Origin of the sequence: Actinomadura rugatobispora, assembly GCF_042656285.1 — a bacterium.
Classification (GTDB): Bacteria; Actinomycetota; Actinomycetes; order Streptosporangiales; family Streptosporangiaceae; genus Spirillospora; species Spirillospora rugatobispora.
The window spans coordinates 1-25,369 of record NZ_JBHSON010000010.1 but is presented as its reverse complement, the minus strand read 5'-3'; the positions used below and the strand labels follow the sequence as shown (position 1 = coordinate 25,369).

Here is a 25,369-nt window from a genome sequence, read left to right as displayed (position 1 = left end):
GGACGGATGACGACGCCGCGAGCCGGTGTCCGCGTTCCGCAGTGGGTGTTCGACGAGCTCCCGGGGGAGCTGTCGGAGAAGGCCCGGCGGGCCGCGGCGCTGATGCGCTCACCCGACGAGGTGATGTCGCCGCGGACGCTGCGCGGCATGACCGCCGGCAAGCTGAGTTTCGCCCAGACCCTGGTACGCCGCATGGCCGAGAACCGGTGGCGCATCACGTTGCGCGAGTGCGACGTCGCCGAGGACGGCACCGGGTACATGGCCTACGACATCCGGGCGGAGGAGCGACGACTCTCCTTCGGGGTCTTCGTCTACCCGCCGTTCCCGCCGGGGCACCAGCGCCTCTTCCGCGACACCCGGGTGGAGTTCTTCGGGATCCTGCTGGACGGCCCCGCCGACAAGCAGCGGTTCCTGCGGGAGCGCCGGGAGTTCGACGCCCATGTGTGGCGGGGGCGCACCGACCCGAAGGTCTACGGCTGGACCATCGCCAGTCGCGGAACCAGGACGTTCGACGAGGTCGTCGACGCGCTGGCGCGCGGAGAGCAGCCGGCGGTGTCCTCCCTCGACGCGAACGGCGGTTACATCCTGCGCAACGGCGGCTACTACGGCAACGGCCGGATGGGCACCCGCGCCTGGCAGAGCCACGCCCGGCACGGCGGTCCGCTGTCCATGCCGTACCACATCGACCTCTTCTGCGTTTACCTCTGGCGCCTGGTCAGCCTCGACCTGGTCGAGGCGACGGCGCGGGTGCGCGACGTCCGGGCGGTGGCGCTCGACCCGCGGATCCGGCGGCACATCGGCATCGGCAACTCCTCGGGCCTGGGCACCGTCGCCGCGCTGGTGCGCTGGCCGGCGCGGCTCTCGGCCTTCATGCTCACCCGTGAGCTCGGTTTCGCCTACGCCGCCGCCCAGCCCGCCGACCCGGGACGGATCAGGCGCCTGGCGTCCCTGCTGGCGAACGCGGCGTCCACCTACGCCGGTGCCCCCGAGGCCGCGGCCGACCTGATCGAGCCTCGCGGAGACGTCGCCGCGGCACTTCTCCGCGCACGTGACGACCTCCACGCACTGCTCGAAGCCGATGGGGACGCCACCGAACGCACGTGGCCGGCCCTGCTGGAGGCGGTGGACGGCTACGGCAGCGTCGAGGCCGCCGAAGTCGTCCGCGGCCTCCTCCTGGAGCTCTATCCCGAGGCCGGCGAGTTCAGCCGGGTGACCAGGGCGGGGATGCAGCGGCCGCAGGCCGTCGACCCGACGATGACCGTCGGCGAGGTCCGCGCGCTCCTGGAGGAGCACTTCGGCTGGGCCCTCACCCTGGACCTGGAGAGCCCCGGCAAACGGGAGTTCTTCTGGTACCGCTCGGAGGAGAACGGCGAGAACCGGCGCGGCGAGCGATCGGTCGACGTGGGCGTCGAGCGTGAGACCGTCATCGACGTCGCGGGCATGACCCGCAGGCTGCACGACTTCCTGGCGTCCGTGCCCGGCGACGTCGGCATCGGCAGGTTCCTGCTGGAGGAGCCCGAGCACTCGCTCTCGGTGGCACGCGTCCAGCTGGCGGCGACGTCGCCCTACAGCGAGCTTCGGGCGAGCGTCTGCGACGCGGACTTTCTCGCCAGCAACGGAATCCGATGCTTCCTGTCGGTCCTCGGGATCGAGCTGCCGACGCCGCACAGCGGCCGGTGGGTGCGCGGACTCTTCTACCGGGGAGCGCCCCTGCCGGAGGATCTCGCCGACGGCCACGAGGGGGAGTGGGGAATCGGCGCCCAGGGGGCGACGGAGAACACGGTCGTGAGGACATGAGGACGAGACGATGACCACCAACATCGCCGTGCCCGAGCTGCGGCGCTACGCCCCCGACGCGCTCCGCATGGTGGGCGTCCCGCTGGGGCAGGCCGACGAGACCGCCGACATGCTGGTCTGGACCGAGGCGGTGACGGGCGGGGCGCTGCGGTTCGTCCAGACCAACCGCGCCCGGCTGAACTGGAGCCCGCGGCCCCGTCCGCGCGTGATCGCGGAGACCCCCGAGGAGGCCGTCGTCGACGCCCGCGGCGGAAGCCTGCTGGAGTTCGGCATCCGGATCTTCGACTTCGCCTGCGCCGAGGCGGCCGCCGCGGGCTCCCGCCAGGTCCGCGTGCGGAACGTCTACGGCGCGGTGTTCCTGCCCTACCTCGTCGCGCGCGCCGCCGAGCGAGACGTCCGCGTCGAGGTCCGCGGCCCCGATTCCGGCGAGCTGACGCTGCGCGCCACCACCGGCGGTGCGGGGGAGGGGCTCGACACCCCGGCCTACCGGAACGCCGTCGATCACGGCATCGACATCGACGAGCGCGACTTCGACACCGTCACCCAGCTCTTCGAGAGCCTCCGGGTGCCGACATCCGAACGATCCCGCTCGCACGCGGGCTGAAGAGAAACGGACTGATGGACCACACGCGGCTGGGCTCCACGAACCTCTGGACATCGCGGATCGGATTCGGCGCCATGGGCATCGGAAGCCCGACGTGGCGATCCTGGGTCCTCGACGAGAAGGCGTCGATTCCCGTCATCGAACGGGCCGTCGAACTCGGCATCACCTTCTTCGACACCTCGAACTTCTACTCCGGCGGCGAGAGCGAGCGGGTGCTCGGAGCCGCCCTCGGCCGCCTGCTGCCCCGCGAGGACTACATCCTCGCCACCAAGGTCGGCAACCGCATGGGCGGCACGCCCACCACCGGCGGCTATTCGCGCAAGCACATCCTGGCCGCGGTCGAGGACTCCCTCCGCCGGCTCGGCACCGACTACATCGACCTGTACCAGACGCACGTCTGGCGCGAGGACACCCGCATCGAGGAGACGCTCGACGCCCTGCACACCCTCGTCGAATCGGGAAAGGTCCGCTATGTCGGCGCGACCGACATGCCGGTGTGGCAGTTCGCGAAATTCTTCTACGAGGCCCGGCGGCTGGGCCGCCACGCCTTCTCGACCATGCAGCACCACTACAACCTCGTGTGGCGCGAGCACGAGAGCGAACTGATCCCGATGTGCCGGGCCGAGGGGATCGGTCTCCTGCCCTACAGCCCGCTGGCCCGCGGCTTCCTCGCCGGCGACCCGCGGGGCCATGACCGCGGCACCGAGCGCGGCCGGACCGACGACCACGCGCGAAAGTGGTACGGGCGCGACAGCGACCAGCGCGTCCTGGAACGCCTGCTGGCGGTCGCCGCGGACCGGGCCGCCTCTCCGGCCGCGGTCTCCCTCGCCTGGGTGCTCGCCAAGTCCCCCAGCGGAGCGCCCCTCCTCGGCCCCACCGCCCCCGCCCATCTCGACGTCATCGAGCAGGCACTGACGCTCGAACTGACCCCCGCGGAGATCGCCCGGCTGGAAGAGCCCTACCAGGCCAGACTCCGCTACGCCCACTAGCCGCGCGTGGGAACCGGCGTGAGACTTACCGTGTACGGGTAGAGTGCGCCGGGAGGAAGATCCATGATCCCACGTACCGACGCCGACGAGCTGACCGAGCAGCCCCGCATCCCGCTGAGCCGGAGGCGGGTGCTGCGCGCGGCCGTGCGGCTCGCCGACCGGGACGGCCTCGACTCGCTGACCATGCGCCGGCTCGCGCAGGAGGTCGGGGTCGAGGCGATGTCGCTGTACCACCATGTCGCCAACAAGGACGCGGTCTTCGACGGCCTCGTCGAGGTGGTCCTGGGGGAGATCATGGCGGCGGTGGAGGAGGTCGAGGCGCCCTCTCCCGACGAGGACTGGCAGGGGGCGCTGCGCGCGCGGATCCTCGCCGCCCGGGAGGTCCTCCTGCGCCACCGCTGGGCCCCGCGGGTGCTCGAGACCCGCGCCAGCACGAGCCCGATCTTCATCGCCCACGTCGACCACATCGTCGCCCTCCTCCGGGCGGGCGGGTTCTCCTACGAACTGGCCCACCGCGCGCTGCACGTCCTGGGCAGCCGCGCTCTGGGGTTCACCCAGGAGCTGTTCCAGCCCGACGATGCCCAGAGCACGGACGCCGCGGCCGCGGCGATGATGGAGCAGATGGCCGAGCAGTTCCCGAACCTCGTCGGGATGCTGGCGGACGCCGTCCACGACGACCCGGACGGCACCCTGGGCTTCTGCGACGACCAGTTCGAGTTCGAGTTCGCGCTGGACCTGATCCTCGAAGGCCTGGAGCGCCGCCGCACCGCCGGCTCCTGAGCCCGCCGGGCGCTCCGTCACTTCCGGTCACCGTCTGACCCTCTTCCGCCGCACCCCTTGACTCCCTTACGCCGTACGATAGCCTTACGGCGTATGACAACCTTACGGCGTACGACGGAATCCACCGGAAGGAAGACGCCATGAAGGCCTGGAGCTGGGACCGCTACGGCTCGCCCGACGTGCTGACCCTCAAGGACGTCGACGAGCCCGCCATCGCCCGGGACGAGGTGCTCGTCCGGGTGCGGGCGGCGTCCGTCAACCCCTACGACTGGCGCCACGCGGCGGCCGACCCGAAGCTGGTACGGCTCAGCATGGGGCTGCGCCGGCCGAAGCCCGGCCTGGTCCTCGGCGCCGACCTCGCCGGCGTCGTCGAGCGCGTGGGCGACGAGGTGACCGGACTGCGGCACGGCGACGAGGTCTTCGGGGAGGTCCGGCTGGGCTCGTTCGCCGAGACCGTCGCCGTCCCGCAGGACAGGCTGGCCGTCAAGCCCGCCCGCCTCACCTTCGAGCAGGCGGCGTCGGTGTCGATGGCCGCGCACACCGCCCTGCAGGGGCTGCGGGACGTGGGCGAGATCTCCGCCGGTCAGCGGGTCCTGGTCAACGGGGCCTCCGGCGGCATCGGCACGTTCGCCGTCCAGCTCGCCAAGACCTTCGGAGCCGAGGTCACCGGCGTGTGCAGCACCCGCAACATCGAACTGGTCCGCTCCCTGGGCGCGGACGACGTCGTCGACTACACCCGCGAGGACTTCACCGAACGCCGGGGACGCTACGACCTGCTCCTGGACATCGTGGGCGACCGGTCGCTGGTGGCACTGCGGCGTCCCCTGACCTCCCGCGGAACGCTCGTGATCGTGGGCGGCATCGCCTCGGCCCGCGGCAGCCTGCTCGGCCCGGCGGCGCAGATCCTGCGCGGAGCCCTCGCCAACCCGTTCGTCAGGCAGCGCATCGCGAGCGTCGCCTGGAAGCCCAACTCCACGGACCTGCGCCTCCTGGCCGACCTCATGGACAGGGAACAGATCACCCCCGTGATCGACCGCACCTACCCGTTCGCCGAGATCCCCGACGCGCTGCGCTACCTCGAACGCGGCCGCGCCCGGGGCAAAGTCGCCATCACCTTCTGATCACCCGGGGCCGGTGACGAGGATCATCGGGCCACCTCGTAGCGGAGGTGGGTCACGCCGGGTGCCGGGACGGCCTCCAGCAGACGCAGGCGCACGTGCTCCGGGAACTCGTGGAAGAAGCCGCGACCCCCGCCCAGCAGGACGGGCACCTGGTGGAGGATCACCTCGTCGACGAGGCCCGCCTCCAGCGCGGAGGTCAGCACGCCGCCGCCCATGAGGGCGACGTCCTTGCCGTCGGCGGCCTCGCGGGCCGCGGCGACGGCGTCCTCGACGCCGGTGGTGACGAGCGTCTGCGTCTCGCTGATCTCGGGCGCGGGCCGGTGGCTGAGGACGAAGAGCCGCGCCGTCGGGTGGGGGCCGCCGCCTCCCCAATGGCCCGAGTGCTCGTAGGTGGTGCGCCCCGCCACCACCGCCCCCACTCGTGCCGCGATGGTGTCGAAGAGCCGGGCGCTGGGCTCACTGAGCTTGAATCCGTCGAACAGCCGGCTCGGGGTGTCCCCGTCGAAGTACCAGTCGAAGAGCATGGGCGCGTCACCGAGACCGCGCCCGAACTCCTCGCCGCCGTCGGGCGTGCGACCGCTGATATAGCCGTCGACCGAGACGGCATGGGCGCTGAAGACCTTGCTCATGGCTCTCCTTCGCTCCGGATCCGCAGGGCTCGTTCGGGCCGCGCGGGTCCAGCTTGGCAAAGGCGCTCTTCAGGAGGGGGTAGGGCACGCTGGGCGCAGCCGTTTCAGGGAGCCACTCTTCTCATGAAGGGCTGACGACCGTGCGGTCTCCGTCCGACTCGTAGGCCACGACTTGGACGACCGGGAGGCGGGCCGTCTCCGGGGGCGTGCCGCCGGCGCGCGGGCCCGGCACCACCAGCAGGGGCGTTCCGCCCGGCCGTCCCGCGCCCTTCTCGTGGGAGCCCAGTTCGCCGACCGTTTTCAGCCGCGCGACGCTCGGGCCGGCCGCCGCCACCAGATGCCAGCGCCGGGGCGCCCGCCACCACAGGGCGGCGGTGATCGTCCCGGCGGACGAGGTGGTGGCGCTGTTGGTCCCGCCCCGCTCGGACAGCGCCCGGCCGTCCTCGGAGATCAGGATCGAGCCGCCCGGGGCCGGTGAGGACGCGTCCACCGTCAGCAGCGTCGCCCGGCCGCCGCCCTCGGGCAGCTCGCCGCTCCACAGATGGCCGAGCCGCAGGTCGCCCGACTCGGTCAGCGTCGCCGCCGCCTCGCAGGCGACGGCGTGCAGCGCGGCCCAGCGGAACCGCTCCTCCTGCTCCGGCGGGTCGCGGAACCACACCTGCGGCGCCGCGGACTGCGGGTTGTGCGGGGCGAGCTGCGTGACCGTCCGCGGTCGCCCGCCGGCGGCCGGCCGGGACGTCATCTGGAACACCACGTAGTTCTGGCAGCGCGGCGTGAACCAGCTCCACGGCAGCGGATCGCTGAGCCCGTCCCGTACCGCCACCGGCTGCCAGTCCGGGGAGCGCCGGGACGGCATCGCCGCCCGCACGTCCCGCAGCCATGGCGGGACGAGGTAGCGCCACGTCATCCCCAGCATGATGAGCTGCCCCGCGCCCGTCCCGAGCGTGCGGACCGACTCCACGCCGCGCGACAGGCGCCGCTCGAAGTACTGCGCCACGCGGGGCGCGTCCCGCGGGCCGGGGGAGTCGCGCAGCACCACCAGGGCCGCGCCGTCCACCGTCCCGGCGTACAGGACGAAGACGCGGCCGAGCGGCGGGTCGCGGCGGTCGGTCCGCCAGGCGTCGGCGGCCCGGCGCAGCAGCCCGGCGTCGTGCAGCCGGCCGCCCTGGGCGGGCCACTCGTTGATGGTCGGTGTGCCCGTCTTCTGCCACGCACCAGGGTCGATCGCGGCGGGCCCGCCAGGCGCCGCGTCCGGCCGGGTGAGGACGAACCCGGCGACCGCCACCAGCGCCGCCGCGAGCACGGCCGCCATGCCGGCCCGCCAGGCGGGCGGGACGGCGGGCGGCGGGCGGAGCCGGACGAGGTCGGGCTCGAACGCCTCGATCTCGGCCCGCTGCGCGGCCTCGTCCAGCCCCGTCCGGCCGTCCACGGCGGCGGTGACCCGATCCACGTCCCGGAAATCGGCCCGGACGCCGGACTCGCGGTGGACGCCCAGCTCGGCGGCGACCTCGGGTGCGGTGAGACCGTCGCACCGCAGCAGGTAGGCGAGCCGCTCGTGCGGAGACAGCTCCCGCAGCGCCGCCCGGACCGGCCCCGGCGGGGTCCGCACCGGCTCGACGAAGAGACGGTGCAGCCGGTGCCGGCCGGCCGGCGGGGCGGTGAGCAGGAGCGCGACGAGCCGCGCCCGCCTGGCCGGGTGACCGCCGTGCCGAACCCGTGCCGCACCGGCGGCGACGCGGCGGGCGCGCGCGAGAGGGGCGTCGCCGTCGTCCAGCACCAGGTACGCGAGCCGCAGCAGGCCGGCGTAGTGCTCGCGGTCCACCCTTCGCACCCGGGCACCTCCCGCCAGCATTGTGCGCAGCGGTTGGTAACGGCCGGGTCGCTGCCGGGGCGCCGGAGCGACCCGTTTATCAGTGCCGTGCGCCGGGCTTGCCGACGACACGCATGTCGAGCTGGGCGGTCAGCTGCAGGACCGAGCCCTTCTTGACCGTGCCCTCGCCCTGGGCCACGTGGTCGCGGACGGCGTAGGAACGTGTGCCGAGATAGCGGTACGTGGCCGGGGCCAGAATGATCATCTCGCGGACCCATCCCTCGAAGGTGTTGGTGAAGGCCGTGCCGTGCCGTCCAGCGGCGTCCGTCGCGTCCGTCTGGACCGACACGCCGGGGATGCGCGGCAACGCCCGGTAGAGGGCGGCCCGCAGCTTGGGGGGCAGGGGCCGCTGGAGCAGATCGGTGATGGTCCCGAAGACCGAACGGTCGTCCGGCTTCACCCGCACCGCACGCGGCACGTTCTTCGGCGCGTCCGGATTATCGGGGACCCGCAGGGTGTCCGGGTCGTAGAGCGCGCGCAGCAGGGCGCCGGGCTCGGTAGGCAGCTCCTTGATCACGCGGTACATGTCCGGGCCGGGGGCCTTGTAGCCGACGAGGTCGCCCGAGAGGTCCTCGCGCCTCCCGGGGGTGCGGACCTGCAGCCTGCCCCCGACGAACTGGGCCGAGCCCTGGCCGTCGACGCGTTCCCAGTCCTCCCACGTGTTCATCCTCCGGGTGTCCATGCCGAGCCACCAGGTGTTCATGTCGCCCCTGAACTGGGCGGACTGTCCCTTGTGGTAGATCCACTGGTCCGGGCGCGGCATCGTGAACGGGGTGTTCTCCACGGCGCGGGCGGCCCGTTCCCCGAGCACGGCGGCGTTGGCGATCGAGGTGCCCGGACGGACGCCGTGCCGCGGGTCACCGGTGTTCTGCGCGACGCCGATCCCGACGGCGAGCGCGAGCCCCAGGGCTCCTGCGAGGACCGCGCGGGTGGCCAGCCGTGGCGGTGACCAGCCGCGCGGGACGGCGCGGCGGGGCCCGCGCGCGGGCTCGGTCCATTCGGCGCGCAGCCGGTCACGCGCCGCGGCCGCGGCCGCGGGAGTGATCTCCGGGGTGGCCCGGCGCAGGTCCTTGAGCAGGTCCAGGTCATTCATCGGTGGCCTCCTCGGCCGTCATGGGGTCGCCGAGGGCTCGGCGGACCTTGCGCCGGGCCCGGTGCAGGCGGGAACGCACGGTGCCGACGGGCACCTCCAGGGCTTGGGCGACCTCCTCGTAGGTGAGATCGCCCCAGGCCACCAGCAGCAGCACGTCGCGGTCGCCGCGTGACAGCCCGGCCAGCGCGTCCGCCAGCTGGCGCTGCCGGCTCTCGGCCACGACCCGGGTGGCCACGGCGTCCGCCAGCGGCTCGGGCAAAGGGTCGGCCCCGGTGCGCCGAAGCGCCCGGTAGTAGCGTTCCTCGGCCCGCCGGTGCCGGGCCACCAGGGTGGTCGCGATCCCGTACAGCCAGGGCCGTGCCAGCGGCTGCGCCAGGTCGTAGGCGGCGCGGCGGCGGAAGGCCGCCAGGAAGGTCTCGGCCACGATGTCGTCGGCCGCCTGCACCCCCAGGCGCCGCGCGGCGTAGTGATGGATCCGGCGATGGTGCCGGTCGAACAACTCGGCGAACCATTCGGGGTCGTCCAGGGACAGCCGGATCACGTCGGCGTCGGCGAGCCCGCTCGCCGCGGGCGGCTTCACGGGCACGGCCTTCACACGACGCCCAGTCGTCGGTGCACGATGCGGTCCTCCAGCTCGGATCGGGATGAACACCCCTTGTCTCCCGAACGGCCCCCTACGGTTCTCGCCAGAACGGAACTCGGTGTGCCGCCCCGGGAACACCCCGGCGATCGGCCTCGCCGCGTCCAGGCCATGATCCGATCGTCCCGAGACCGCTGCCCTGTGGTTTCCGACAGAGTGAGGGCGACCGGCTCATAAGGAATTCGCAGGCGCGTCCCGAGGGAGTGGAGTCTCGACCGTCGAGGTCCGTCCGAATCCGGGGAAACGGATGGACGGAGAGTCGCGTCTCAGTGCCTGTACGTGGACGCGATCTCGAAGGAGCGATGGCATGGCGCGTGGTGATCTCGATGCCGAGGGACAGCAGGAGGTCCAGCGGAGGATCGGCGAGATCCTCACCGACGGCCTGCGTCCCGGCTGGGCCAAGGCGACGTTCCGGTGGACGGCGCTGGTCGGAGCCGGGACGCTGGCCTCTCTGGCCGTCCAGGAGGAGGACGGGTCGTACCGGACCGAGAACATCCCCCAGGGGCTGAGCGAGCCGTGCGGGCGGTTGAAGCACGGGATGTACCGGCAGGGGACCGGCACCTGGCACTCCATGGAGTTCACGGTGGCCGCCGACGGGCGGTTCAGGGTGGAGTTCGACTACGACGGCGAGATCGAACCGCCGCACGGGTTCGTGCCCGAGCAGTTCCGCAAGGAGCTGGCCACCTATCCGCGCGATCCGGAGCACATCCCGGGGTGGTGGCAGGAGATCCTGGCCAGGGTGCCCAATTTCTACGCGGGCGTCCACGCCGAGCCGGGCGAGAGGTATCGCGGTGAGATCGGGCCCGATCTCGGCGAGGTCGGCATGGCCTTCGAGAAGGCCGGCTGGGAGGTCGGCCCGGGGGAGTACGCCCAGGAGCTGCGTTTCTCCACCGACTGGGCGGTGCTGGAGACGCTGTCCCGCTACGGGCTCGTGCGGCTGGCGGGACGGATCGACCCGGAGGATTGGGACCGGCTGGTGTCATTCCTCTCGGAGCAGGAGTGGAACTTCGGGGCCACGCTGTACGACGGGGACGACATCCTCAAGGAGGCGCAGCCCCGTTCGCAGGACAGAGCGTGAACCGCGGCGCCGGCGTACAGCGCGCGCTCCGCCTGCTCGGACGCGGCGAGTCTCAGCGGTAGGCGCGCAGGAACGCGTCGACGCCATCGGCGATGATGGCCGGAATCTTCGCCTTGGCCGCCTCGCCGCCCGGGTCGTCCTTGAGCGTGTCCAGAGCGAGAAGCAGGGTGAGGACGACGAAGTGCTGCGCGGCGCGGTGCGGATCGTTCCTGCGAGGTCAGGCGGCGGAAGGTCACGTACTCCGACGACGGGAACGCCGTCGTCGCCACCCGCAGAGCGAAGGCCATCAGCGCGTCGCGCAGGTCGCGTCCCCGCGTTAGTTCTCTGGAGGAGGTCTTCCTCCGCCTCACCCACGATGCCACCGAGTACGAAAGCCGCGCCGCATGAGCGCCGTCCGTCCGAAACAGGCCGCCGGGCGCCGCCACATGGGCGTCCTCCGCTCCGAGTGGACCAAGCTCCGCAGCGTCCGGAGCACCTGGATCGCGGCCGTCAGCACGATCGCCGCCGGCGCGGCCCTGAGCGTGCTGGGCGCCTCCGATCTGCTCGGCACTTCCCCGTCCGACCTGCCCGGCGACTGGGATCCGACCGCGGCCGGCCTGAAGGGATTCCTCTTCGCGCAACTGGTCATCGGGATGCTCGGCGCGCTCAGCGTCACCCCCCTCGCACCAGCATCACCGTCGTACCTTCACGGTCCCGCCTGCTCGCGGCGAAGGCCGTGGTCGTGGGGGCCGTGGCACTCGTGACCGGCATCGCCACGACACTCGTCAGCTTCACCGCGGTGCAGTTGATGCTCAGGGGCGCCGATCTGCCGGCGGCGGGCGTCGGTGATCCCGGTGTCCTCGCGGCACTCGCCGGAGGACCCCTCTACCTGATGCTCGTCGGCGTCACCCTCCTCGTCCCGGGCCTGCCCGGCGCCATCGGCGACCGGTTCGCATGGTACTGGCCGATCACCGCCGGCCAAGCCGCCTACACGGTCGTCCCGATCGAGGACATGCTCGCCCCCCGAGCCGGACTCGCGGTCCTGGCCGCGGCGACCGCGGGCATCGCCATCGCCGGCCACACCGCCCTCCGCGTCCGCGACGTCTGAGAAGCGCCGGGTACCGCCGTGCCGTCCTACGATCGCGGGCGCAACTGGATGACGTCCAGGGTCGCCTCGGTGGGGTCGGCGAACGAGGCGAGCCGCCCGTGCACCGTCTCGGTGCACGTCACCTTCACCGTCGCGCCCAGCCGTACCGCGGCGGTGGCGGAAGCGTCGCAGTCGGCGACGGCGAAGTACGGGTACCAGCGCGCCGGGGAGCCGCGGTCCGGCGGCGGCTCGTCGGCGCACACCAGCCTCGCGATCGGACGGCCGGTCATCGTCCACATGAAGCATTTGTCGCTGGTCGCGCCCTGGAACTCGGTCGGCTTCCCCCAGCCCAGGACGTGGCCGTAGAAGTCCTGGGCCGCGGCGGCGTCCTGGCAGGCCAGCTCCAGCCAGCACATCGCGTTCGGCTCGTCGACGACGTGCGCGCCCCGGTGGACCTGGACGTGCGGATGCCAGAGCCCGAACCCCGCGCCCTCGGTGTCGGCGGCGAGCGCCATGAACCCGAGCCCGACATCGGCCTCGAAGAACACCTCTCCGCCCGCCTCGCGGACCGCGTCGGCGGCGCGCGGCAGGTCGCGGACGTTGAAATAGCACGTCCAGTTCGGCGAGAGCGTGACATCGGCCATGTCCAGCAGACCGGCCACCCGGGGGCCGTCGACCCCGCCGAGCGTCAATATGTCGACATCGCCGATGAGCGTATCCGCCATGGTGTAGACGCTCCAGCCGAAAAGCTCGCAGTAGAAGTCCCTCGACCGCTGTATGTTCGGCGTGGACAGCTCCGCCCAGCAGGGCGCCCCATGCTCGTACGTTGTCATCACAGGCATGCCGACCTCCTCGCTCGGGGCGCGGGTCGATCTTTCGGCTCATGCGCCTGCAGTTTCCACATCCAGGTTACGAGCGGACGGGGTAAGCAGGCACACTCCGCCGGAATCATATTTCCCAAAGAATCCCTTTTATCGGAAGTTTCGGTAACGCCAGAGCCGTGCCTCACGACGAACGAACGGTGAAGCGGCACTGCCGCCCCCGCAACCTCAGGAGGCTCACTAGCAGCCCTGGGATGGTGTCCTTCGCTGGTCCTGCGGCCCTGACGTGCGGCCGGCTATCCGCGGGGAAGGGTGAGATCGGCCTGGACGGGGCGGTGGTCGGTGCCGGGCAGCCGGTGGATCTCGAAGCCGCGGACCGCCGCCCGCGCATCGGCCAAGACGTGGTCGAGCGTCACCGGCGGCACCCTGCCGCGCCATCCGGCCGGCCAGGTGGGACGCAGCCCGCCGCCGGTGACGTCGGCGGCGTCGCGGTACCCGGAATCGGTCAGCCTGCGGAACTCGGCGTGGTCGGCCGTGGCGTTGAAGTCCCCGGCCAGAATCCGGACCGGGCCGCGCCCGTCCGCCCGGGGAAGCGCTCGCAAGCCCGCCTTCCAGCAGCCCGCGCGGTCGGGCGCTGAAGGCGCGCACGGGTGCACCGAGACGACCTCGACCGGCGGGGCGCCGGGCACGTCCACCCGCGCCCGCGCCTGCCCGAACCCGATCTTGATCAGCGGTTGCTCCCGGACGGGGAAGCGCGCGTACACGGCGGAACCGACCACGCCGGGACTCGGCCGCAGCACCCGATAAGGGAGCGACTCCCGCAGGCCCGCGCCGTCCAGCGACTCCACCGCCTCCGGCGTCACCTCCTGCAGGGCCAGCACGTCGGGCCGCTCGCGCCGTACCAGGTCCGCCATGTCCTTCGCGGGCACCCCTCCCGCCAGCAGGTTGGCCGCGAGCACTCGCACCCGCGGCCCGTCCGCCGCCGGGTTCGCGTCGGGCAGCGCACGCGGGACGACCACGACGCCCAGCGCCCCGGCCACCAGGACCCCGACCACAACGACGAACCACCTGCGCAGCGACAACGCCGCCAGCGGGACGACCAGGGAGACCGTCGCCACGTACGGGGTGAAGGCGACCAGTTGTTTCCACCCGAACACCGGTTCCCAGCCGGACACCCGCAGCGCCGCCCAAACCGCGAACGGCGCCAGAGCAACCCAGAGCAGCACGTCCACCCAGACGCGGCGCCCTCGGATCCGCCGTGCGGCGCTGCTCGTTCGCCGGTCCTCTTCCTCGGCGCGAACGGTCACAGCAGTCCCCTCTCGCAGACGACACCCTCTGACCCAGACGGTCTAGCCAGAGCGAGAGTTCGCCGGCCCAGCACACGTGGCCGTCCGGCACGCCCGTTGGGCGCGGCGCGGACATGCCCGGCCCGTTCGGCCCACGCGTTCACGTCGAGCGGGAGCCGACCGGTTCCAAGGAACCGTCCGCCGCCCCCGGGTAGCGATTCTCAGCCCGGTCAACATCCCGGCCAGCCGAGCAGCAGGCCCTGCACAACATCCGGGCCTACAGCGAACAGATTGCGCAGCGAACGCCTCGGTCACCTAGGGAGCCGGGCGGCGTGTCGAAGATATCGGTGTAGTGGTCTGTCGGGACGACCAGCGTGTGTCCGGGGGCAAGAGGGCTAGCGGCGACGCAGCATGCCGCGTGCTCAGGTCGAGGTGCCATGCCGAGAGCGCGTTTGCGGGACGCGGATTCAGTCGCAGGCCGTGCCGTCCCCGTCGCGGTCCAGGTCGTAGATGTCCGAACCGACTACGCGGACGGGGCCTTGGACGTAGCCCGGGCCGTCGCCGCTGCCGCCCGCGCAGTCGACATCGCTGGCGATCGGTACGCAGGCGCCGCTGTAGTTCGGATCGCACTGCCGCGTCTGCTTCGTACCGACGGCGATGATCCGGGCGACCGGTGCCTTCGTGACCGCCTTTCGCACCAGCTTCCTGCCGGTCTGCACTCCATCGGTGATGGTGACGCTGTAGGTCAGGGTTCTGACACCCGCGACGCCACGGGTTCTCACCTTGGTCTCGCCCTTGGCGAGCGTGGGGTCGTTCACCTTCTTGGTCTTGAACGGGATCGCTTCGGTCTCGGTGACGGTGCGCTTCTCGACCGACGGCGTGGGTGACGGCGTGCTCGCAGGAGCGGAAGGCGGCGAGCTTTCCGAGCCTGCCGCTGTCGGCGCCGCGGTCGACCCGCACCCTGCACTGGAAGTGACTAGAACAGCCGCTACGACGATGGCCGTGGCAGAACGTCTCACTGGTACCCCCTTTAACAGAGGGAAGCATGCACTCGGTGGACTCGGGCCGACAGGGACAGGAGTCCCGAATGACAACGGCTTTAACGCGGGCCGTCGTCAGCTGTCATTGACCCCGGTGACGTAGGTGGAGAGAACGGCAGCGAAGCACGGTCCATGAGCATGTGAAGCCTCTTTTTCGCGTTCTCGGGGTGCCACACCGGACGCGACCATGCTGTGGTCAGCCGACCTCGCACGGCTGCTGAAAAGAGGTTGTTCCGCAAATCGCCCGAGGTGATGTTGGCCGACCCGCGTAGGTGCTTCTGCTCTGCGTAGGCGTCTGGGGTTCAGATGCTGCGTGGGGGAGGGCCGGGTTACCGAGGCAACTTGTTGTTTCCATGTGCGGATGGCGTGAACCGGTAGGGAGTGGGGTTGTGTGCGTCCTGTGAGCGGGTGGCTCTCTTCGCGAGTATGTGCAGGTCGCTGGGGTTTTGTGGGGTCTGGTGGGAGGGGCTTGTCGATGGCGGGCCAGTTTCTATAGGCTCTGTTAAGATAGTTGGGTTGATAGTGATCCAGGAGATGTCTATGGGAACCACGGCAGGGCAGGCGCGTTCCGTACGAGAGACGACCACGCGGGCGGTGGTGCTGACCCGCCGGCCGGTGGGGCAGGTCGTCAGGGTGGAGGATTTCGAGATCGCCGACATCGGCCTGCCTGCGCTCGGGCCGGATGAGGTGCTCGTGGAGAACCACTACATGAGCGTCGATCCCTCTACGCGGGGTCGGCTCGAGGACTTCGAGAAGCACTACACGCAGAACTTCGCGCTCGGCGCGCCCCTCGACGGGATGGCCGTGGGCCAGGTCGTGGCGAGCAAGTCCGCGGACGTTCCCGAGGGCGCCTGGGTACGCCATCAGCTCGGGTGGCGGGAGCATTCCGTCGTCCGGGCCGACGAGGTCCGCCGGATCCGGGTCGACCGGGCGCCGGCGCCGTACTGGCTCGGTGTCCTCGGACTCACCGGCCTCACGGCCTACGTCGGCCTCACCGAGATCGCGCAGATCGTGCCCGGTGACACCGTCTGGGTCTCGGGGGCGGCCGGCGGCGTGGGCAGTGTGGCGGGCCAGATGGCCAGGAACCTCGGGGCCGTCCACGTCGTCGGCACCGCGGGTGGCCCGGACAAGGCCAGGGCGCTGGTCGACGACTTCGGCTTCGACGCCGGTCTGGACTACCGCGAACCAGATCTGGCCGGGCGGCTCCGGGCGGCCAGTGCCGACGGCTACTCGGTCTACTTCGACAACGTCGGGGGCGAGCAGTTGACGACGGCGCTGGACCTGCTCAATCCGTTCGGCCGGATCGCGCTGTGCGGGATGATCTCGAACTTCGGTGTCGACTTCTCCGCGCAGCACCAGGGCCCGGCCGTCGACCAGTTGATCCAGGCGGTGCTCAAGCGGTTGACGTTGCGCGGCTTCATCGCCAGGGACCACTTCGATCTGCAGGACAAGTTCGAGGACGACGTCATCGGCTGGATCGACCGGGGCGAGATGGTCGTCATGCAGACGGTGCGCGAGGGCATCGCCGACGCACCGGAAGCGCTGATCGGTGTGCTCACCGGCGCCAACCTCGGCAAGATGCTGGTGAAGCTCGCGTGACCCCGTTCATGGCGGCCGCGCCTCTCTTGAGAGCCGCGGCCGCCATGGGCGGCGAGGGTCAGGCGGAGTGCGTGGCGGAGACGTCCTGTGCCGCGCTCCGCCCGGCGATCCGCCCGAAGGTGGCCGAGTTGCCGACGGAGTTCCCGCTGCCGACGTACACGTCGCCGAGAATTCCCCCGGTCACCTCGCCGCAGGCGTAGGCACCGGGGATCGGGCGGCCCAGGGTGTCGGTGATCTCGCCGCGGCCGGTGATGGCGGGGCCGACGGCCGTCCAGCACAGGGTGGCGAGGCGCACCTCGGCGGCGTAGAACGGGCCCTCGGCGACCGGGCGGACGAACTGGGCGTCCTTCCCCATCTCGTCGGGGCGGTCGTCGTTGTAGGACTCGATGGTGGCCTGCAGCCGGTCGGCCGGAAGGCCAGCGGCCTCGGCGAGCCCGGCGAGGGTGCCGGCGGAGTGGATCCGGCCGGCCTCGACCTGCTCGGCGATCATCGCCGGGTTCCAGTTGGGGCTCTGGCGTTCCTCGCGCTCGGGAAAGACCTGCTTGTACGCCTTGGTCCGGCCGGCCGTGCTCCGGTCGACGGCCTGGTGGTCGAAGACGAACCAGGCGACGCCGCCGTTCCGGTGGGTCGTCCGTTCGAGCACGCCGTACGGGGCCGACTCGTCGACGAAGCGCCGCCCCTCCTTGTTCACCAGGACCATCCACCCGGGGATGTAGCTCTCGAAGGTGTGCACGAAGTCGGGGTGGAGCAGGCGGAGGCCGCGGTCGTGCCCGACGATCTGGGCGCCGAGCTGCTCGGCGAAACCGAAGGCGTCGCCCCGCGCCGTGCCGGTGCCGATGTACCAGCCCCAGTCGCCGGTCGCGGTGAAGGACGGGTTGTGCTCGGCCAGCAGCCGGCGGTCGGCGCCGTAGCCGCCCGATGCGATCACCACCGCGGCGGCACGGATCTCCTCGCCGTCCGCCACCACGCCGGCGGCGCGCCCGTCCTCGACCAGGATGCGCTCCACGCGGTGGTTGACGACGATGTCCACCCCCGCCTCGCGGACCGCGCGGGCGAGGCTGTTCACCAGCTGCCCGCCCTGCCCGACCGCCGCCACGCAGCGCGGGGTGTTCTCGGAGCCTCCGAAGACCAGGGCGGGGTGGAACTGGACACCGTGGTCGACCAGCCAGTCGATCGCCCGGCCCGACTCGCGGCAGAACGCCTTGACCGCCGCCGGGTTCAGGTTCCAGACGTTGGCGTTCATGTAGTCGCGGTAGAAGCTCTCCGCGGAGTCCTCGATGCCCGCCTCGCGCTGCAGCTTGAAGTCGGCGCCCATGATGATGCCGCCGCTGAGGCGGGACGACCCGCCGATCTCGGTGTCGGCCTCGAGGATCACGACGCTCTCCGCGCCGTTCTCCGTCGCGGAGAGCGCGGCCGAGAGGCCGGCGATGCCGGATCCGATGACGAGCACGTCGATGGTGTCCATACTTGCTCCTTGGTGTGGGGTGGCGGCGGAGGAGTGCGTCAGGACGCGCGTTCGATCAGTTCGACGGCGTTCCCCTCCGGGTCGGTGAGGAAGGTGACCCGGACCCCGGGCTTGACGTCGATCACCGTCCCGTCGCCGAGGACGCCGCCACCGGCCGCCCGCGAGGCGCGGACGACCTCCTCCAGGGCGTCCACGACCAGCGTGAACAGCGGTGCGCCGGCGTGTTCGATCACCGGCGGGCCGCCGTGGCCGGTGCGCGGCCGCCGGGCGGGGCCCAGGAACTTGAGCCGCTGGCCCGAGGGCGTGCGGAGGCAGATCACCTGGCAGGGCACTCCCAGCCCCGAGGCGGCGAACGCCTCGTCGGTGAGCTCGATGCTCCACTCCGGCTCGAGGGCGAAGACGGTGCGGTAGTAGTCGGCCAGGGCCTGCGGCCGCGCCGCCACGATCGCCGTTTCCAGGATGGTCACTCGGTCATCGGTCCCTTGTCGTTGCGTGGTTCGGCGGGAAGCCCGAGGACGCGCTCCCCGATGATGTTGCGCTGGATCTCGTCGGAGCCGCCCGCGATGCGGAAGCCCGGCGCCCCGAGGACGTGCTCACTCCACGCGTAGGTGCCCCATTCGCCGTGGTCGAAGGCGAGGCGCTCGCCCAGCAGGTCCTGGCTGGTCTCCGAGAAGGCCCGGAGCTGGTCGACCCAGAAGACCTTCCGCAGCGACCCCTCGGGACCGGGTGCCTCGCCCGCGGCCTGCGCGGTGGCGACCCGGTCGCCGAGCAGCTCGAGCAGGCGGTGGGCGGTGTAGGCCCTGGCCACGCTCTGACGCTTCAGCGGATCCTCCAGGGCGCCGGTGTGCCGGGCGAGCTCCCACAGGTACTCCCAGCTGCCGCCGACCTTGCGCCGTCCGGAGTGGCCGCGTTCGAAGCCCAGGGTGGTCAGGGCGACCCGCCAGCCGTCGCCGACGTCGCCGATGCGGTCCGCGTCGGGGATCCGGACATCGTTGAAGAACACCTCGTTGAACGACGTGCCACCGGACATCTGCCGCAACGGGCGGATGTCGACACCGGGTGCGTCCATCGGCACGATGAACGCGGTCATGCCCCGGTGCTTGGGGGCGGTGGGGTCGGTGCGGGCGATGAGCTCGCCGACCTGGGCGAACTGCGCCCCCGAGGTCCAGACCTTCTGACCGTTGAGCACCCACGAGCCGCCCTCGCGCACGGCACGGAGCCGTACGTTGGCCAGGTCCGAGCCGGCCTCCGGCTCGGAGAAGAGCTGGCAGGCGAGCAGGTCGGCGCGGAGCATCGGCCTGAGCCACCGGGCGCGCTGCTCCTCGGTGCCCAGCCGGGCGATGGTGGGGGCGATCAGGCCGACGGTGACACCGACCAGCTCGGGGGTGTGCGGCACCTGGAACCGTGACTCCAGCTGGGCGAACGTTCGCTCGTACTCACCGGGGAGTCCGGCGCCCCCGTGCTCCTCGGGCAGGGTCAGGGCGCCGTAGCCGGCGTCGTACTTCTGCCGCTGCCAGGCGGCGCTCCGTTCGACCAGCCGCCCCAGGTCCTCGTCGGAGACGTTGTGGAAGACCGGGGCGCCGTCGTCGCCGGCTCCCCACTCGAAGCCCTCCTCGGGCCGGGCGGGCAGCCGTCCGGCCAGCCAGCCGTTCGCGTCGGAGGCCCAGTCCTCCAACGCCGATGCTTGCGACACTTCGGGCAAGGCGCCTCCTGGATGATCGATTTCGTGAAGCCGAGTGGCCGAGGGGGGTGAGGATGCGCTCGCCGGGCGCCGGACGGACCGGTCCGGTGCGGTCGATCACGGTCGCCGCCCTCCTGTCTTCGCGGGCATCACTACGCTGGGTGCAAGGGACCGATCATCTAGATGTTCTGCTGCGAACGCTGGTGTGAACGGTCCGGCGGGTGCGACATAGTCAACAATAACTATAGAAAGGTGGCAAGGCTCTGATGGCAACTGTTCGGCCGGCCCACAGACCTTCGCGTCGTGAGGAGCTGCTCGACGCCGCGCTCGACGAGCTGATGAGCGACGGGCAGTACGACGTGGCCATCTCGCGGATCGCGAAACGGGCCGGGATGACCTCCGCGGCGGTCTACTACCACTTCGACAGCCGGGAGGAGCTGCTCGACGCCCTGCGGGAGCGCATCGGGCGGTCGCTCCTGGACGTCGTCACAGCTCAGCGGGACGAGGCGGCCATGGAGGACTGGGTCGACGGAGTGATCAACCGGGCCGCCGAGTGGATCCGCCGCTCGCCGAAGGAGGCGCGCTTCCTCTTCGTGGCCAACCGGCTTTCCCACGGGGCCGACGACGAGCCCGAGGTCTCCCCCTTCGAGCCGGTGGTCAAGGTGATGGCCGAGGAGGTGCTGCGACGGGACCCCGAGCTGGGGCGGCTCGGCGGGACGATGCGCGCGATGGCGCTGCTGGCGCTCCTGGCGGAGCTGGCCGCCAAGGGCCTCGAGGGGCCGGAGGGGCCTTCGGCGTCCTTCGGGACCGATGTCCACGCCGCGCACGTGGTGGGCCGCCGCATCCTTCTTTCTTGAGTATCAGTCGATTACTTGCCACATCATCTAGTTACTGGTTAGCCTGCCCGGCGTGGGCCTGTGACCGGGCCCACTCGGAGTGACTGAGGAGGCCAGTCCATGGCTCTGCGGCCGGGCAACTACATCGACGGCGCCTGGGAGGCCGGCACCGGATCCGGGGACGGCATCACCGTTCTCGACTCGGCGAGCGCGACCGTCGTCGAAACGCTCCGGCCGGCCGGAGCGGACCAGCTGGAGCGGGCCGTGGCCGCGGCCCGGCGGGCCCAGCGCGAGTGGAGCGCCGTCCCGGTGCCCGAGCGCGTCGCGTTCCTGCGCCGGCTCGCCGACCGGCTCGCCGCCCGCGAGGACGAGCTGGCGGCCGTGATGAGCAAGGAGGTCGGGTCGACCCTGGCCTTCTCCCGCTCCGTCCAGGTCGGCCTGTCGATCGCGACGATCCGGGGCACGGCGGACGCCCTCGCCGAACTCCCCCTGGACGAGCGGGTGGACAACGTCACCGTCGTCCGCGAACCCGTCGGTGTCGTCGGCGCGATCACGCCGTGGAACTACCCGATCTACCAGGTCGTCGCGAAACTGGCGCCGGCACTGGCCGCCGGATGCGCGATCGTGGTCAAGCCCTCGCAGGTGGCGCCCCTGAGCTCGGTCCTCCTGTTCGAGGAGATCGAGGCCCTGGGCCTCCCCGCCGGGACCGCCAACCTGCTCACCGGCACCGGGCGGGTGATCGGCGAGGCCCTGGTCGCGCATCCGGACGTGGACATGATCAGCTTCACCGGCTCCACCGAGGCCGGGGCGCGGATCGCCGCCACCGCGGCCGCGACGGTGAAGCGGGTCGCGCTCGAACTCGGTGGCAAGTCGGCCTCCGTGGTGCTGGACGACGCCGACGTCGCACGCAGCGTCCGGGGCACCCTCGGCTCCTGCTTCTCCAACGGGGGCCAGACCTGTTCCGCGCTGACCCGCCTGGTCGTGCCGCGATCGCTCCAGACCGAGGTCGAGGCCGAGATCAGGGCCGCGGTCGCCGAAGTCGTCGTCGGGGACCCGTCCGACCCGCGGACCGTGGTCGGCCCGATGGCGTCGGCCGAACAGCGGGAGACGGTCAACTCCTACATCGAGCTCGGCCTGAGCGAGGGCGCGCGGCTGCTGGCCGGCGGGATCTCCGACGACCCCGGAGGCCGATCCGGAGGCGGTGGCTACTACGTCACGCCCACCGTGCTCACCGACGTGAAGTCCGGGATGCGGGTGGCGCAGGAGGAGATCTTCGGTCCCGTGCTCGTGGTCATCCCGGTCGACGACACCGAAGAGGCCGTCGAGGTGGCCAACGACTCCGAGTACGGGCTCAGCGGCGCGGTCTGGTCCGGGGACGAGGACCGGGCCGTCGCCGTGGCCCGCCGGATCCGGACCGGCCAGGTGGCGGTCAACGGCGGTGCGTTCAGCGCCAGGGCGCCCTTCGGCGGCGTCAAGAAGTCCGGCAACGGGCGGGAACTCGGCAGGTACGGGCTCGAGGAGTACTTCGAGTACAAGGCGATTCGTCTGTGAATGGAGAAGGCGCGATGACCGACACGGCCGTCGAACGGCGTCATGACCGGCAGGGCGGCGCCACGCCGGCACGCGAGCAGCAGCTCGCGATCTTCCGGCTGATGGCCCGGATCCGGCACTTCGACAAGCGGTGGCACCGGCTCTTCCAGCAGGGACTGACCGGGCCGGGGCACGCGTCGATCGGGATGGAGGCGATCGCCGCGGCGTTCGGCGTGGCGATGAGGAAGGACGACTACACCTTCGCCACCTACCGCGGCCACGGCCACATCCTCGCGCGCGACGTGCCGATGCGTCCGATCATGGCCGAGCTGCTCGGCAAGTCGACCGGCCTCGCCGCGGGCAAGGGCGGCTCCATGCATCTGACCAGCGTCGAGCACGGGATGATGGGCTCGTACGCCGTGATCGGCGCGCACCTCCCGGTGGCGGCCGGCGCGGCCCTGTCCGCGAAGTACCGCGGCACCGGCCAGGTCGCCGTCTGCTTCTTCGGCGACGGCACGACCAACATCGGCGCCTTCCACGAGGCCCTGAACCTGGCCGCGGTCTGGAAGCTGCCGGTGGTCTTCGTGTGCGAGAACAACCACTACATGGAGTACACGCCGATCCGGGACGTCACCGCGGTGCCGAATCCGGCCGCCGACCGCGCCTCCGCCTACGGGCTGGAGCGGATCCTGGTCGACGGGAACGATCCGGACGAGGTCTACGCGACCGCGGCCCGGACGATCGAACGGGCCAGGAGCGGGGGAGGGCCGTCGCTGATCGAGGCCGTCACCTACCGGCACCTCGGCCACGCCAGTGCGGACCCGGGCACCTACCGCCCCGAGGAGGAGATCGCGGAGTGGCTCAAGCGCGACCCGATCCCGTTCTACCGCGGCGTGCTCGTCGCGGCCGGCGTCCCTGAGGCCGCCCTCGACCAGATCGAGACGGAGTCCGAGCGCGACGCCGAGGACGCCGCGCAGTTCGCGGTCTCGTCCCCGAATCCCGATCCCGCGGAGTTGATGACGGCCGTGTGGGCCGACGGAGGTGCCTCATGGCGGAACTGATCTATCGCAACGCCGTCGCCCGCGGCATCGCCCAGGAGATGGCGCGCGACGAGCGCGTGATCCTCATCGGCGAGGACCTCGGCGCGGCCGGCGGCGTCTTCAAGACGACCGCCGGCCTCCTCGACCGGTTCGGCCCGAAGCGGGTCCTGGACACGCCCATCTCCGAGGACGCGATCATCGGCGCCACGATGGGGGCCGCGATGACGGGCCTGCGGCCGATCGCCGAGATCATGTTCGCCGACTTCGTCTCGGTCTGCCAGGACATGATCGTCAACCAGATCGCCAAGACGCCGTACATGACGAACGGCCAGATCACGATGCCCCTGGTGGTCCGCTTCGGCAACGGCGGCGGCCTCCGCTTCGGCGCGCAGCACTCGCAGAGCGTCGAGAACTGGCTGATGCAGGTGCCCGGGCTGAAGGTCGTGGCGCCCTCGACACCGCGCGACGTCGTCGGGCTCATGGCGGCGGCGGTCCGCGACAGCGACCCGGTCATGTTCATGGAGCACAAGGCGCTGCTGGCCACCAAGCAGGACGTCGAGGACGGCGAGATCGTCGAGGAGCTCGGCAGGGCCAGGATCGTCCGGACCGGCGGGCGCGCCACGATCGTCGCGCTGGCCGCGATGGTGCCGAAGGCGGTGGAGGCGGCGGAGATCCTGGCGGACCGGCACGACATCGACTGCACGGTCATCGACCTGCGTTCGCTGGTGCCGCTCGACGTGACCACGGTCCTGAACAGCTTCAAGGAGACGGGCCGGCTGTTCACGGTCGAGGAGAACCCCCGTCTGCTGGGCTGGGGCGCGGAGCTGGTCTCGATCGCGGTCGAGGAGGCGTTCGAGTATCTCGACGGCGCGCCGGTCCGGATCACCACGCCGCACATCCCGCTTCCCCAGTCGCCGTCGCTGGAGGCACTGGCGATCCCGTCGGTGGACCGGATCGTGGAGACCGTGCGCAAGCACGTCGTCGACTGAAGGGCCGGAGGAACGATGACCGCAGGACAGGATCCCGGGGAAGAGCTCGTCACCTACGGCGTGCGCGACGGGGTCGCGGTGCTGAAGCTGAACCGGCCGCGCTACCGCAACGCGCAGAACGGGGCGCTCCTCTACGCCCTCGACTCCGCCTACCTCAAGGCCGCCCGGGACGATGACGTGCACGTCATCGTCCTCGGCGGGGAGGGCGACCACTTCTCGGCGGGCCACGACCTCGGCACGCCGGGACGGGACGCGGGCACATCCTTCCCGCCCGCGGCCGGCATGTGGTGGGACCACGTGGGGAAGCCGGGGGTGGAGTCCCGCTTCGCACGGGAGTCGGAGCTCTACCTCGGCCTGTGCAAGCGCTGGCGCGAGATCCCCAAGCCGACCATCGCGATGGTCCAGGGAGCCTGCGTCGCCGGCGGGCTGATGCTCGCCTGGGCGTGCGACCTGATCATCGCCGCCGAGGACGCCTTCTTCGCCGATCCGGTGGTGATGATGGGGGTGCCCGGTGTCGAGTTCTTCGCGCACCCGTGGGTGATGGGCCCTCGCTTCGCCAAGGAGTTCCTCTTCCTCGGCGAGCGGGTCGACGCCCTGCGCGCCAGGGAGCTCGGCATGGTGAACCGCGTCGTCCCGAGGGCCGAGCTGGAGGCCCGGACACTGGACATCGCCGCGCGCATCGCGAAGCAGCCGCGGTTCGGGCTGGCCCTGGCCAAGCGGGCGGTCAACCAGTGCGAGGACCTGATGGGCTTCTCCACGGGACTCGACTCCGTCTTCGGACTGCACCACCTGGGGCATGCCCACAGCGCGGAGGCCACCGGCAGCGCGGTCGGCGGCCGCGGTGTCGACAGCGTCCGCGCCGCGCTCGCCGAGGACCGCCGGGCGTCCGGATGACCGTCCGCGAGCAGAGCGGCCGGGAGGTCCTCGAGATCGTCCACCGCGCACTGCGGGGATTGGACCGCCGCGAGTGGGGCGACTACCGGGCCGCCTTCGCCGATCGTCTGCACCTCGATTACAGCTCGTGGCGTCCCGATTCGATCGGCTGGTGGACGGCGGACGACTGGGTCGCCCGAGTCGGCGGCGGCTTCATCAACGACTGCGACGCGACCCAGCACAGCGTCTCCAACCCTCTGATCAGCCAGGACGGCGACCACGTGGTCCTCGAGTGCGAGGTGCGGGCCATGCACGTCCTGGAGACGCAGTGGCTCGAACTGGGCGGCACCTACACCTGGCGATTCGCCCGCGCCGGCGATGCTCCCGGCGATGGCCGGTGGCTCGCCGACGGGCTCGCCCTCGCGATCCGCTGGCGGCTGGGAAATCCGGACCTGCCGGCCCTCGCGGCGGCTCGGACGGCGGGCACCGCGCAGCAGGCCGCGGCGGGCCATCCCGGCGACTCCGCGGACGAGTTCTACGAC

General features: G+C 71.5%; 25 protein-coding genes. 15 read left to right on the top strand and 10 right to left on the bottom strand.

Annotation, left to right across the window (positions count from 1 at the left end):
• Positions 1-6 precede the first annotated feature (6 nt).
• The 5 genes from ACFPZN_RS09055 (at position 7) to ACFPZN_RS09035 (ending at position 5,291) form a co-directional block, all read left to right on the top strand.
• Positions 7-1,797 carry a hypothetical protein gene (locus tag ACFPZN_RS09055; RefSeq protein ID WP_378281374.1) on the top strand — a complete coding sequence of 597 codons (1,791 nt, stop codon included), beginning with the start codon at positions 7-9 and terminating at the stop codon, positions 1,795-1,797.
• A gap of 10 nt (positions 1,798-1,807) precedes the next feature.
• Positions 1,808-2,401: a hypothetical protein gene (locus ACFPZN_RS09050; protein ID WP_378281373.1), complete on the top strand. Its 594-nt coding sequence runs from the start codon at positions 1,808-1,810 to the stop codon at positions 2,399-2,401.
• Between the two features lie 14 nt (positions 2,402-2,415).
• Positions 2,416-3,390: an aldo/keto reductase gene (locus tag ACFPZN_RS09045; protein WP_378281372.1), complete on the top strand. Its 975-nt coding sequence runs from the start codon at positions 2,416-2,418 to the stop codon at positions 3,388-3,390.
• Positions 3,391-3,453: 63 nt separating this feature from the next.
• A complete protein-coding gene (locus tag ACFPZN_RS09040; RefSeq protein ID WP_378281371.1) occupies positions 3,454-4,170 on the top strand; it encodes a TetR/AcrR family transcriptional regulator C-terminal domain-containing protein in 717 nt (238 codons plus the stop codon).
• A gap of 140 nt (positions 4,171-4,310) precedes the next feature.
• Entirely contained in the window at positions 4,311-5,291 is a 981-nt protein-coding gene (locus tag ACFPZN_RS09035) for an NAD(P)-dependent alcohol dehydrogenase (RefSeq protein WP_378281370.1), read from the top strand.
• A 23-nt stretch (positions 5,292-5,314) separates the two neighbouring features.
• Here the strand turns inward: ACFPZN_RS09035 and ACFPZN_RS09030 are convergent, their stop codons facing one another.
• The 4 genes from ACFPZN_RS09030 to ACFPZN_RS09015 form a co-directional block, all read right to left on the bottom strand.
• The gene (locus ACFPZN_RS09030; RefSeq protein WP_378281369.1) at positions 5,315-5,920 is read right to left on the bottom strand and encodes a dihydrofolate reductase family protein; all 606 of its coding nucleotides are present in this window, start codon (positions 5,918-5,920) and stop codon (positions 5,315-5,317) included.
• 121 nt (positions 5,921-6,041) lie between these two features.
• A complete protein-coding gene (locus tag ACFPZN_RS09025; RefSeq protein ID WP_378281368.1) occupies positions 6,042-7,751 on the bottom strand; it encodes a hypothetical protein in 1,710 nt (569 codons plus the stop codon).
• Positions 7,752-7,830: 79 nt separating this feature from the next.
• Entirely contained in the window at positions 7,831-8,883 is a 1,053-nt protein-coding gene (locus tag ACFPZN_RS09020) for a CU044_5270 family protein (RefSeq protein ID WP_378281367.1), read from the bottom strand.
• Positions 8,876-9,469 (bottom strand): RNA polymerase sigma factor, encoded by a 594-nt coding sequence (locus tag ACFPZN_RS09015; RefSeq protein WP_378281366.1) that lies wholly within the window; start codon positions 9,467-9,469, stop codon positions 8,876-8,878. The genes ACFPZN_RS09020 and ACFPZN_RS09015 overlap by 8 nt, the downstream gene beginning before the upstream one ends.
• A 361-nt stretch (positions 9,470-9,830) precedes the next feature.
• Between ACFPZN_RS09015 and ACFPZN_RS09010 the strand changes: the two genes are divergently transcribed.
• The 3 genes from ACFPZN_RS09010 to ACFPZN_RS09000 all read left to right on the top strand — a co-directional run bounded on the left by ACFPZN_RS09010 (position 9,831) and on the right by ACFPZN_RS09000 (position 11,688).
• A complete protein-coding gene (locus tag ACFPZN_RS09010) occupies positions 9,831-10,601 on the top strand; it encodes a hypothetical protein (RefSeq protein WP_378281365.1) in 771 nt (256 codons plus the stop codon).
• Positions 10,602-10,984: 383 nt separating this feature from the next.
• Positions 10,985-11,344: a hypothetical protein gene (locus tag ACFPZN_RS09005; protein ID WP_378281364.1), complete on the top strand. Its 360-nt coding sequence runs from the start codon at positions 10,985-10,987 to the stop codon at positions 11,342-11,344.
• Complete coding sequence (locus ACFPZN_RS09000; protein WP_378281363.1) at positions 11,332-11,688, top strand: hypothetical protein; 357 nt, start codon at positions 11,332-11,334, stop codon at positions 11,686-11,688. Before ACFPZN_RS09005 ends, ACFPZN_RS09000 begins: the two co-directional genes overlap by 13 nt.
• Before the next feature lie 26 nt (positions 11,689-11,714).
• Here the strand turns inward: ACFPZN_RS09000 and ACFPZN_RS08995 are convergent, their stop codons facing one another.
• The 3 genes from ACFPZN_RS08995 to ACFPZN_RS08985 form a co-directional block, all read right to left on the bottom strand.
• Entirely contained in the window at positions 11,715-12,509 is a 795-nt protein-coding gene (locus ACFPZN_RS08995) for a VOC family protein (RefSeq protein WP_378281362.1), read from the bottom strand.
• Positions 12,510-12,784: 275 nt separating this feature from the next.
• The gene (locus tag ACFPZN_RS08990) at positions 12,785-13,795 is read right to left on the bottom strand and encodes an endonuclease/exonuclease/phosphatase family protein (protein ID WP_378281361.1); all 1,011 of its coding nucleotides are present in this window, start codon (positions 13,793-13,795) and stop codon (positions 12,785-12,787) included.
• 446 nt (positions 13,796-14,241) lie between these two features.
• Positions 14,242-14,793 (bottom strand): G5 domain-containing protein, encoded by a 552-nt coding sequence (locus ACFPZN_RS08985; protein WP_378281360.1) that lies wholly within the window; start codon positions 14,791-14,793, stop codon positions 14,242-14,244.
• A gap of 561 nt (positions 14,794-15,354) precedes the next feature.
• On the opposite strand from ACFPZN_RS08985, the gene ACFPZN_RS08980 reads away from it, so the two are divergent.
• Entirely contained in the window at positions 15,355-16,413 is a 1,059-nt protein-coding gene (locus ACFPZN_RS08980) for an NADP-dependent oxidoreductase (RefSeq protein ID WP_378281359.1), read from the top strand.
• Positions 16,414-16,471: 58 nt separating this feature from the next.
• Here the strand turns inward: ACFPZN_RS08980 and ACFPZN_RS08975 are convergent, their stop codons facing one another.
• Genes ACFPZN_RS08975 through ACFPZN_RS08965 form a run of 3 tightly spaced genes read right to left on the bottom strand, consistent with a single transcriptional unit; the run spans position 16,472 to position 19,571 of the window.
• Positions 16,472-17,878, bottom strand: a complete 1,407-nt coding sequence (locus ACFPZN_RS08975; protein ID WP_378281358.1) for an FAD-dependent oxidoreductase — start codon at positions 17,876-17,878, stop codon at positions 16,472-16,474.
• A gap of 38 nt (positions 17,879-17,916) precedes the next feature.
• Positions 17,917-18,345 carry a VOC family protein gene (locus ACFPZN_RS08970; RefSeq protein ID WP_378281357.1) on the bottom strand — a complete coding sequence of 143 codons (429 nt, stop codon included), beginning with the start codon at positions 18,343-18,345 and terminating at the stop codon, positions 17,917-17,919.
• The gene (locus tag ACFPZN_RS08965) at positions 18,342-19,571 is read right to left on the bottom strand and encodes an acyl-CoA dehydrogenase family protein (protein WP_378281498.1); all 1,230 of its coding nucleotides are present in this window, start codon (positions 19,569-19,571) and stop codon (positions 18,342-18,344) included. Before ACFPZN_RS08965 ends, ACFPZN_RS08970 begins: the two co-directional genes overlap by 4 nt.
• 254 nt (positions 19,572-19,825) lie before the next feature.
• Here ACFPZN_RS08965 and ACFPZN_RS08960 point away from each other — a divergent pair, with 254 nt between their 5' ends.
• From ACFPZN_RS08960 to ACFPZN_RS08935, 6 genes are all read left to right on the top strand, one after another.
• Positions 19,826-20,416: a TetR/AcrR family transcriptional regulator gene (locus ACFPZN_RS08960; RefSeq protein ID WP_378281356.1), complete on the top strand. Its 591-nt coding sequence runs from the start codon at positions 19,826-19,828 to the stop codon at positions 20,414-20,416.
• 99 nt (positions 20,417-20,515) lie between these two features.
• Complete coding sequence (locus ACFPZN_RS08955; protein ID WP_378281355.1) at positions 20,516-21,946, top strand: aldehyde dehydrogenase family protein; 1,431 nt, start codon at positions 20,516-20,518, stop codon at positions 21,944-21,946.
• 14 nt (positions 21,947-21,960) lie between these two features.
• Positions 21,961-22,986 carry a thiamine pyrophosphate-dependent dehydrogenase E1 component subunit alpha gene (locus ACFPZN_RS08950; protein WP_378281354.1) on the top strand — a complete coding sequence of 342 codons (1,026 nt, stop codon included), beginning with the start codon at positions 21,961-21,963 and terminating at the stop codon, positions 22,984-22,986.
• Positions 22,974-23,954 carry an alpha-ketoacid dehydrogenase subunit beta gene (locus ACFPZN_RS08945; protein WP_378281353.1) on the top strand — a complete coding sequence of 327 codons (981 nt, stop codon included), beginning with the start codon at positions 22,974-22,976 and terminating at the stop codon, positions 23,952-23,954. The genes ACFPZN_RS08950 and ACFPZN_RS08945 overlap by 13 nt, the downstream gene beginning before the upstream one ends.
• Positions 23,955-23,969: 15 nt before the next feature.
• Positions 23,970-24,848: an enoyl-CoA hydratase gene (locus tag ACFPZN_RS08940; protein ID WP_378281352.1), complete on the top strand. Its 879-nt coding sequence runs from the start codon at positions 23,970-23,972 to the stop codon at positions 24,846-24,848.
• Positions 24,845-25,369: nuclear transport factor 2 family protein (locus ACFPZN_RS08935; RefSeq protein ID WP_378281351.1), on the top strand; the 525-nt coding region annotated here is incomplete at its 3' end. The genes ACFPZN_RS08940 and ACFPZN_RS08935, both read left to right, overlap by 4 nt.

Excerpts from the sequence above, each read along its gene's own strand:
- ACFPZN_RS09055 (WP_378281374.1), top strand. The coding sequence starts at position 7 with ATGACGACGCCGCGAGCCGGTGTCCGCGTTCCGCAGTGGGTGTTCGAC.
- ACFPZN_RS09050 (WP_378281373.1), top strand. The coding sequence starts at position 1,808 with ATGACCACCAACATCGCCGTGCCCGAGCTGCGGCGCTACGCCCCCGAC.
- ACFPZN_RS09045 (WP_378281372.1), top strand. The coding sequence starts at position 2,416 with ATGGACCACACGCGGCTGGGCTCCACGAACCTCTGGACATCGCGGATC.
- ACFPZN_RS09040 (WP_378281371.1), top strand. The coding sequence starts at position 3,454 with ATGATCCCACGTACCGACGCCGACGAGCTGACCGAGCAGCCCCGCATC.
- ACFPZN_RS09035 (WP_378281370.1), top strand. The coding sequence starts at position 4,311 with ATGAAGGCCTGGAGCTGGGACCGCTACGGCTCGCCCGACGTGCTGACC.
- ACFPZN_RS09030 (WP_378281369.1), bottom strand. The coding sequence starts at position 5,920 with ATGAGCAAGGTCTTCAGCGCCCATGCCGTCTCGGTCGACGGCTATATC.
- ACFPZN_RS09020 (WP_378281367.1), bottom strand. The coding sequence starts at position 8,883 with ATGAATGACCTGGACCTGCTCAAGGACCTGCGCCGGGCCACCCCGGAG.
- ACFPZN_RS09010 (WP_378281365.1), top strand. The coding sequence starts at position 9,831 with ATGGCGCGTGGTGATCTCGATGCCGAGGGACAGCAGGAGGTCCAGCGG.
- ACFPZN_RS09005 (WP_378281364.1), top strand. The coding sequence starts at position 10,985 with ATGAGCGCCGTCCGTCCGAAACAGGCCGCCGGGCGCCGCCACATGGGC.
- ACFPZN_RS08995 (WP_378281362.1), bottom strand. The coding sequence starts at position 12,509 with ATGCCTGTGATGACAACGTACGAGCATGGGGCGCCCTGCTGGGCGGAG.
- ACFPZN_RS08980 (WP_378281359.1), top strand. The coding sequence starts at position 15,355 with ATGGGAACCACGGCAGGGCAGGCGCGTTCCGTACGAGAGACGACCACG.
- ACFPZN_RS08975 (WP_378281358.1), bottom strand. The coding sequence starts at position 17,878 with ATGGACACCATCGACGTGCTCGTCATCGGATCCGGCATCGCCGGCCTC.
- ACFPZN_RS08960 (WP_378281356.1), top strand. The coding sequence starts at position 19,826 with ATGGCAACTGTTCGGCCGGCCCACAGACCTTCGCGTCGTGAGGAGCTG.
- ACFPZN_RS08955 (WP_378281355.1), top strand. The coding sequence starts at position 20,516 with ATGGCTCTGCGGCCGGGCAACTACATCGACGGCGCCTGGGAGGCCGGC.
- ACFPZN_RS08950 (WP_378281354.1), top strand. The coding sequence starts at position 21,961 with ATGACCGACACGGCCGTCGAACGGCGTCATGACCGGCAGGGCGGCGCC.
- ACFPZN_RS08945 (WP_378281353.1), top strand. The coding sequence starts at position 22,974 with ATGGCGGAACTGATCTATCGCAACGCCGTCGCCCGCGGCATCGCCCAG.
- ACFPZN_RS08940 (WP_378281352.1), top strand. The coding sequence starts at position 23,970 with ATGACCGCAGGACAGGATCCCGGGGAAGAGCTCGTCACCTACGGCGTG.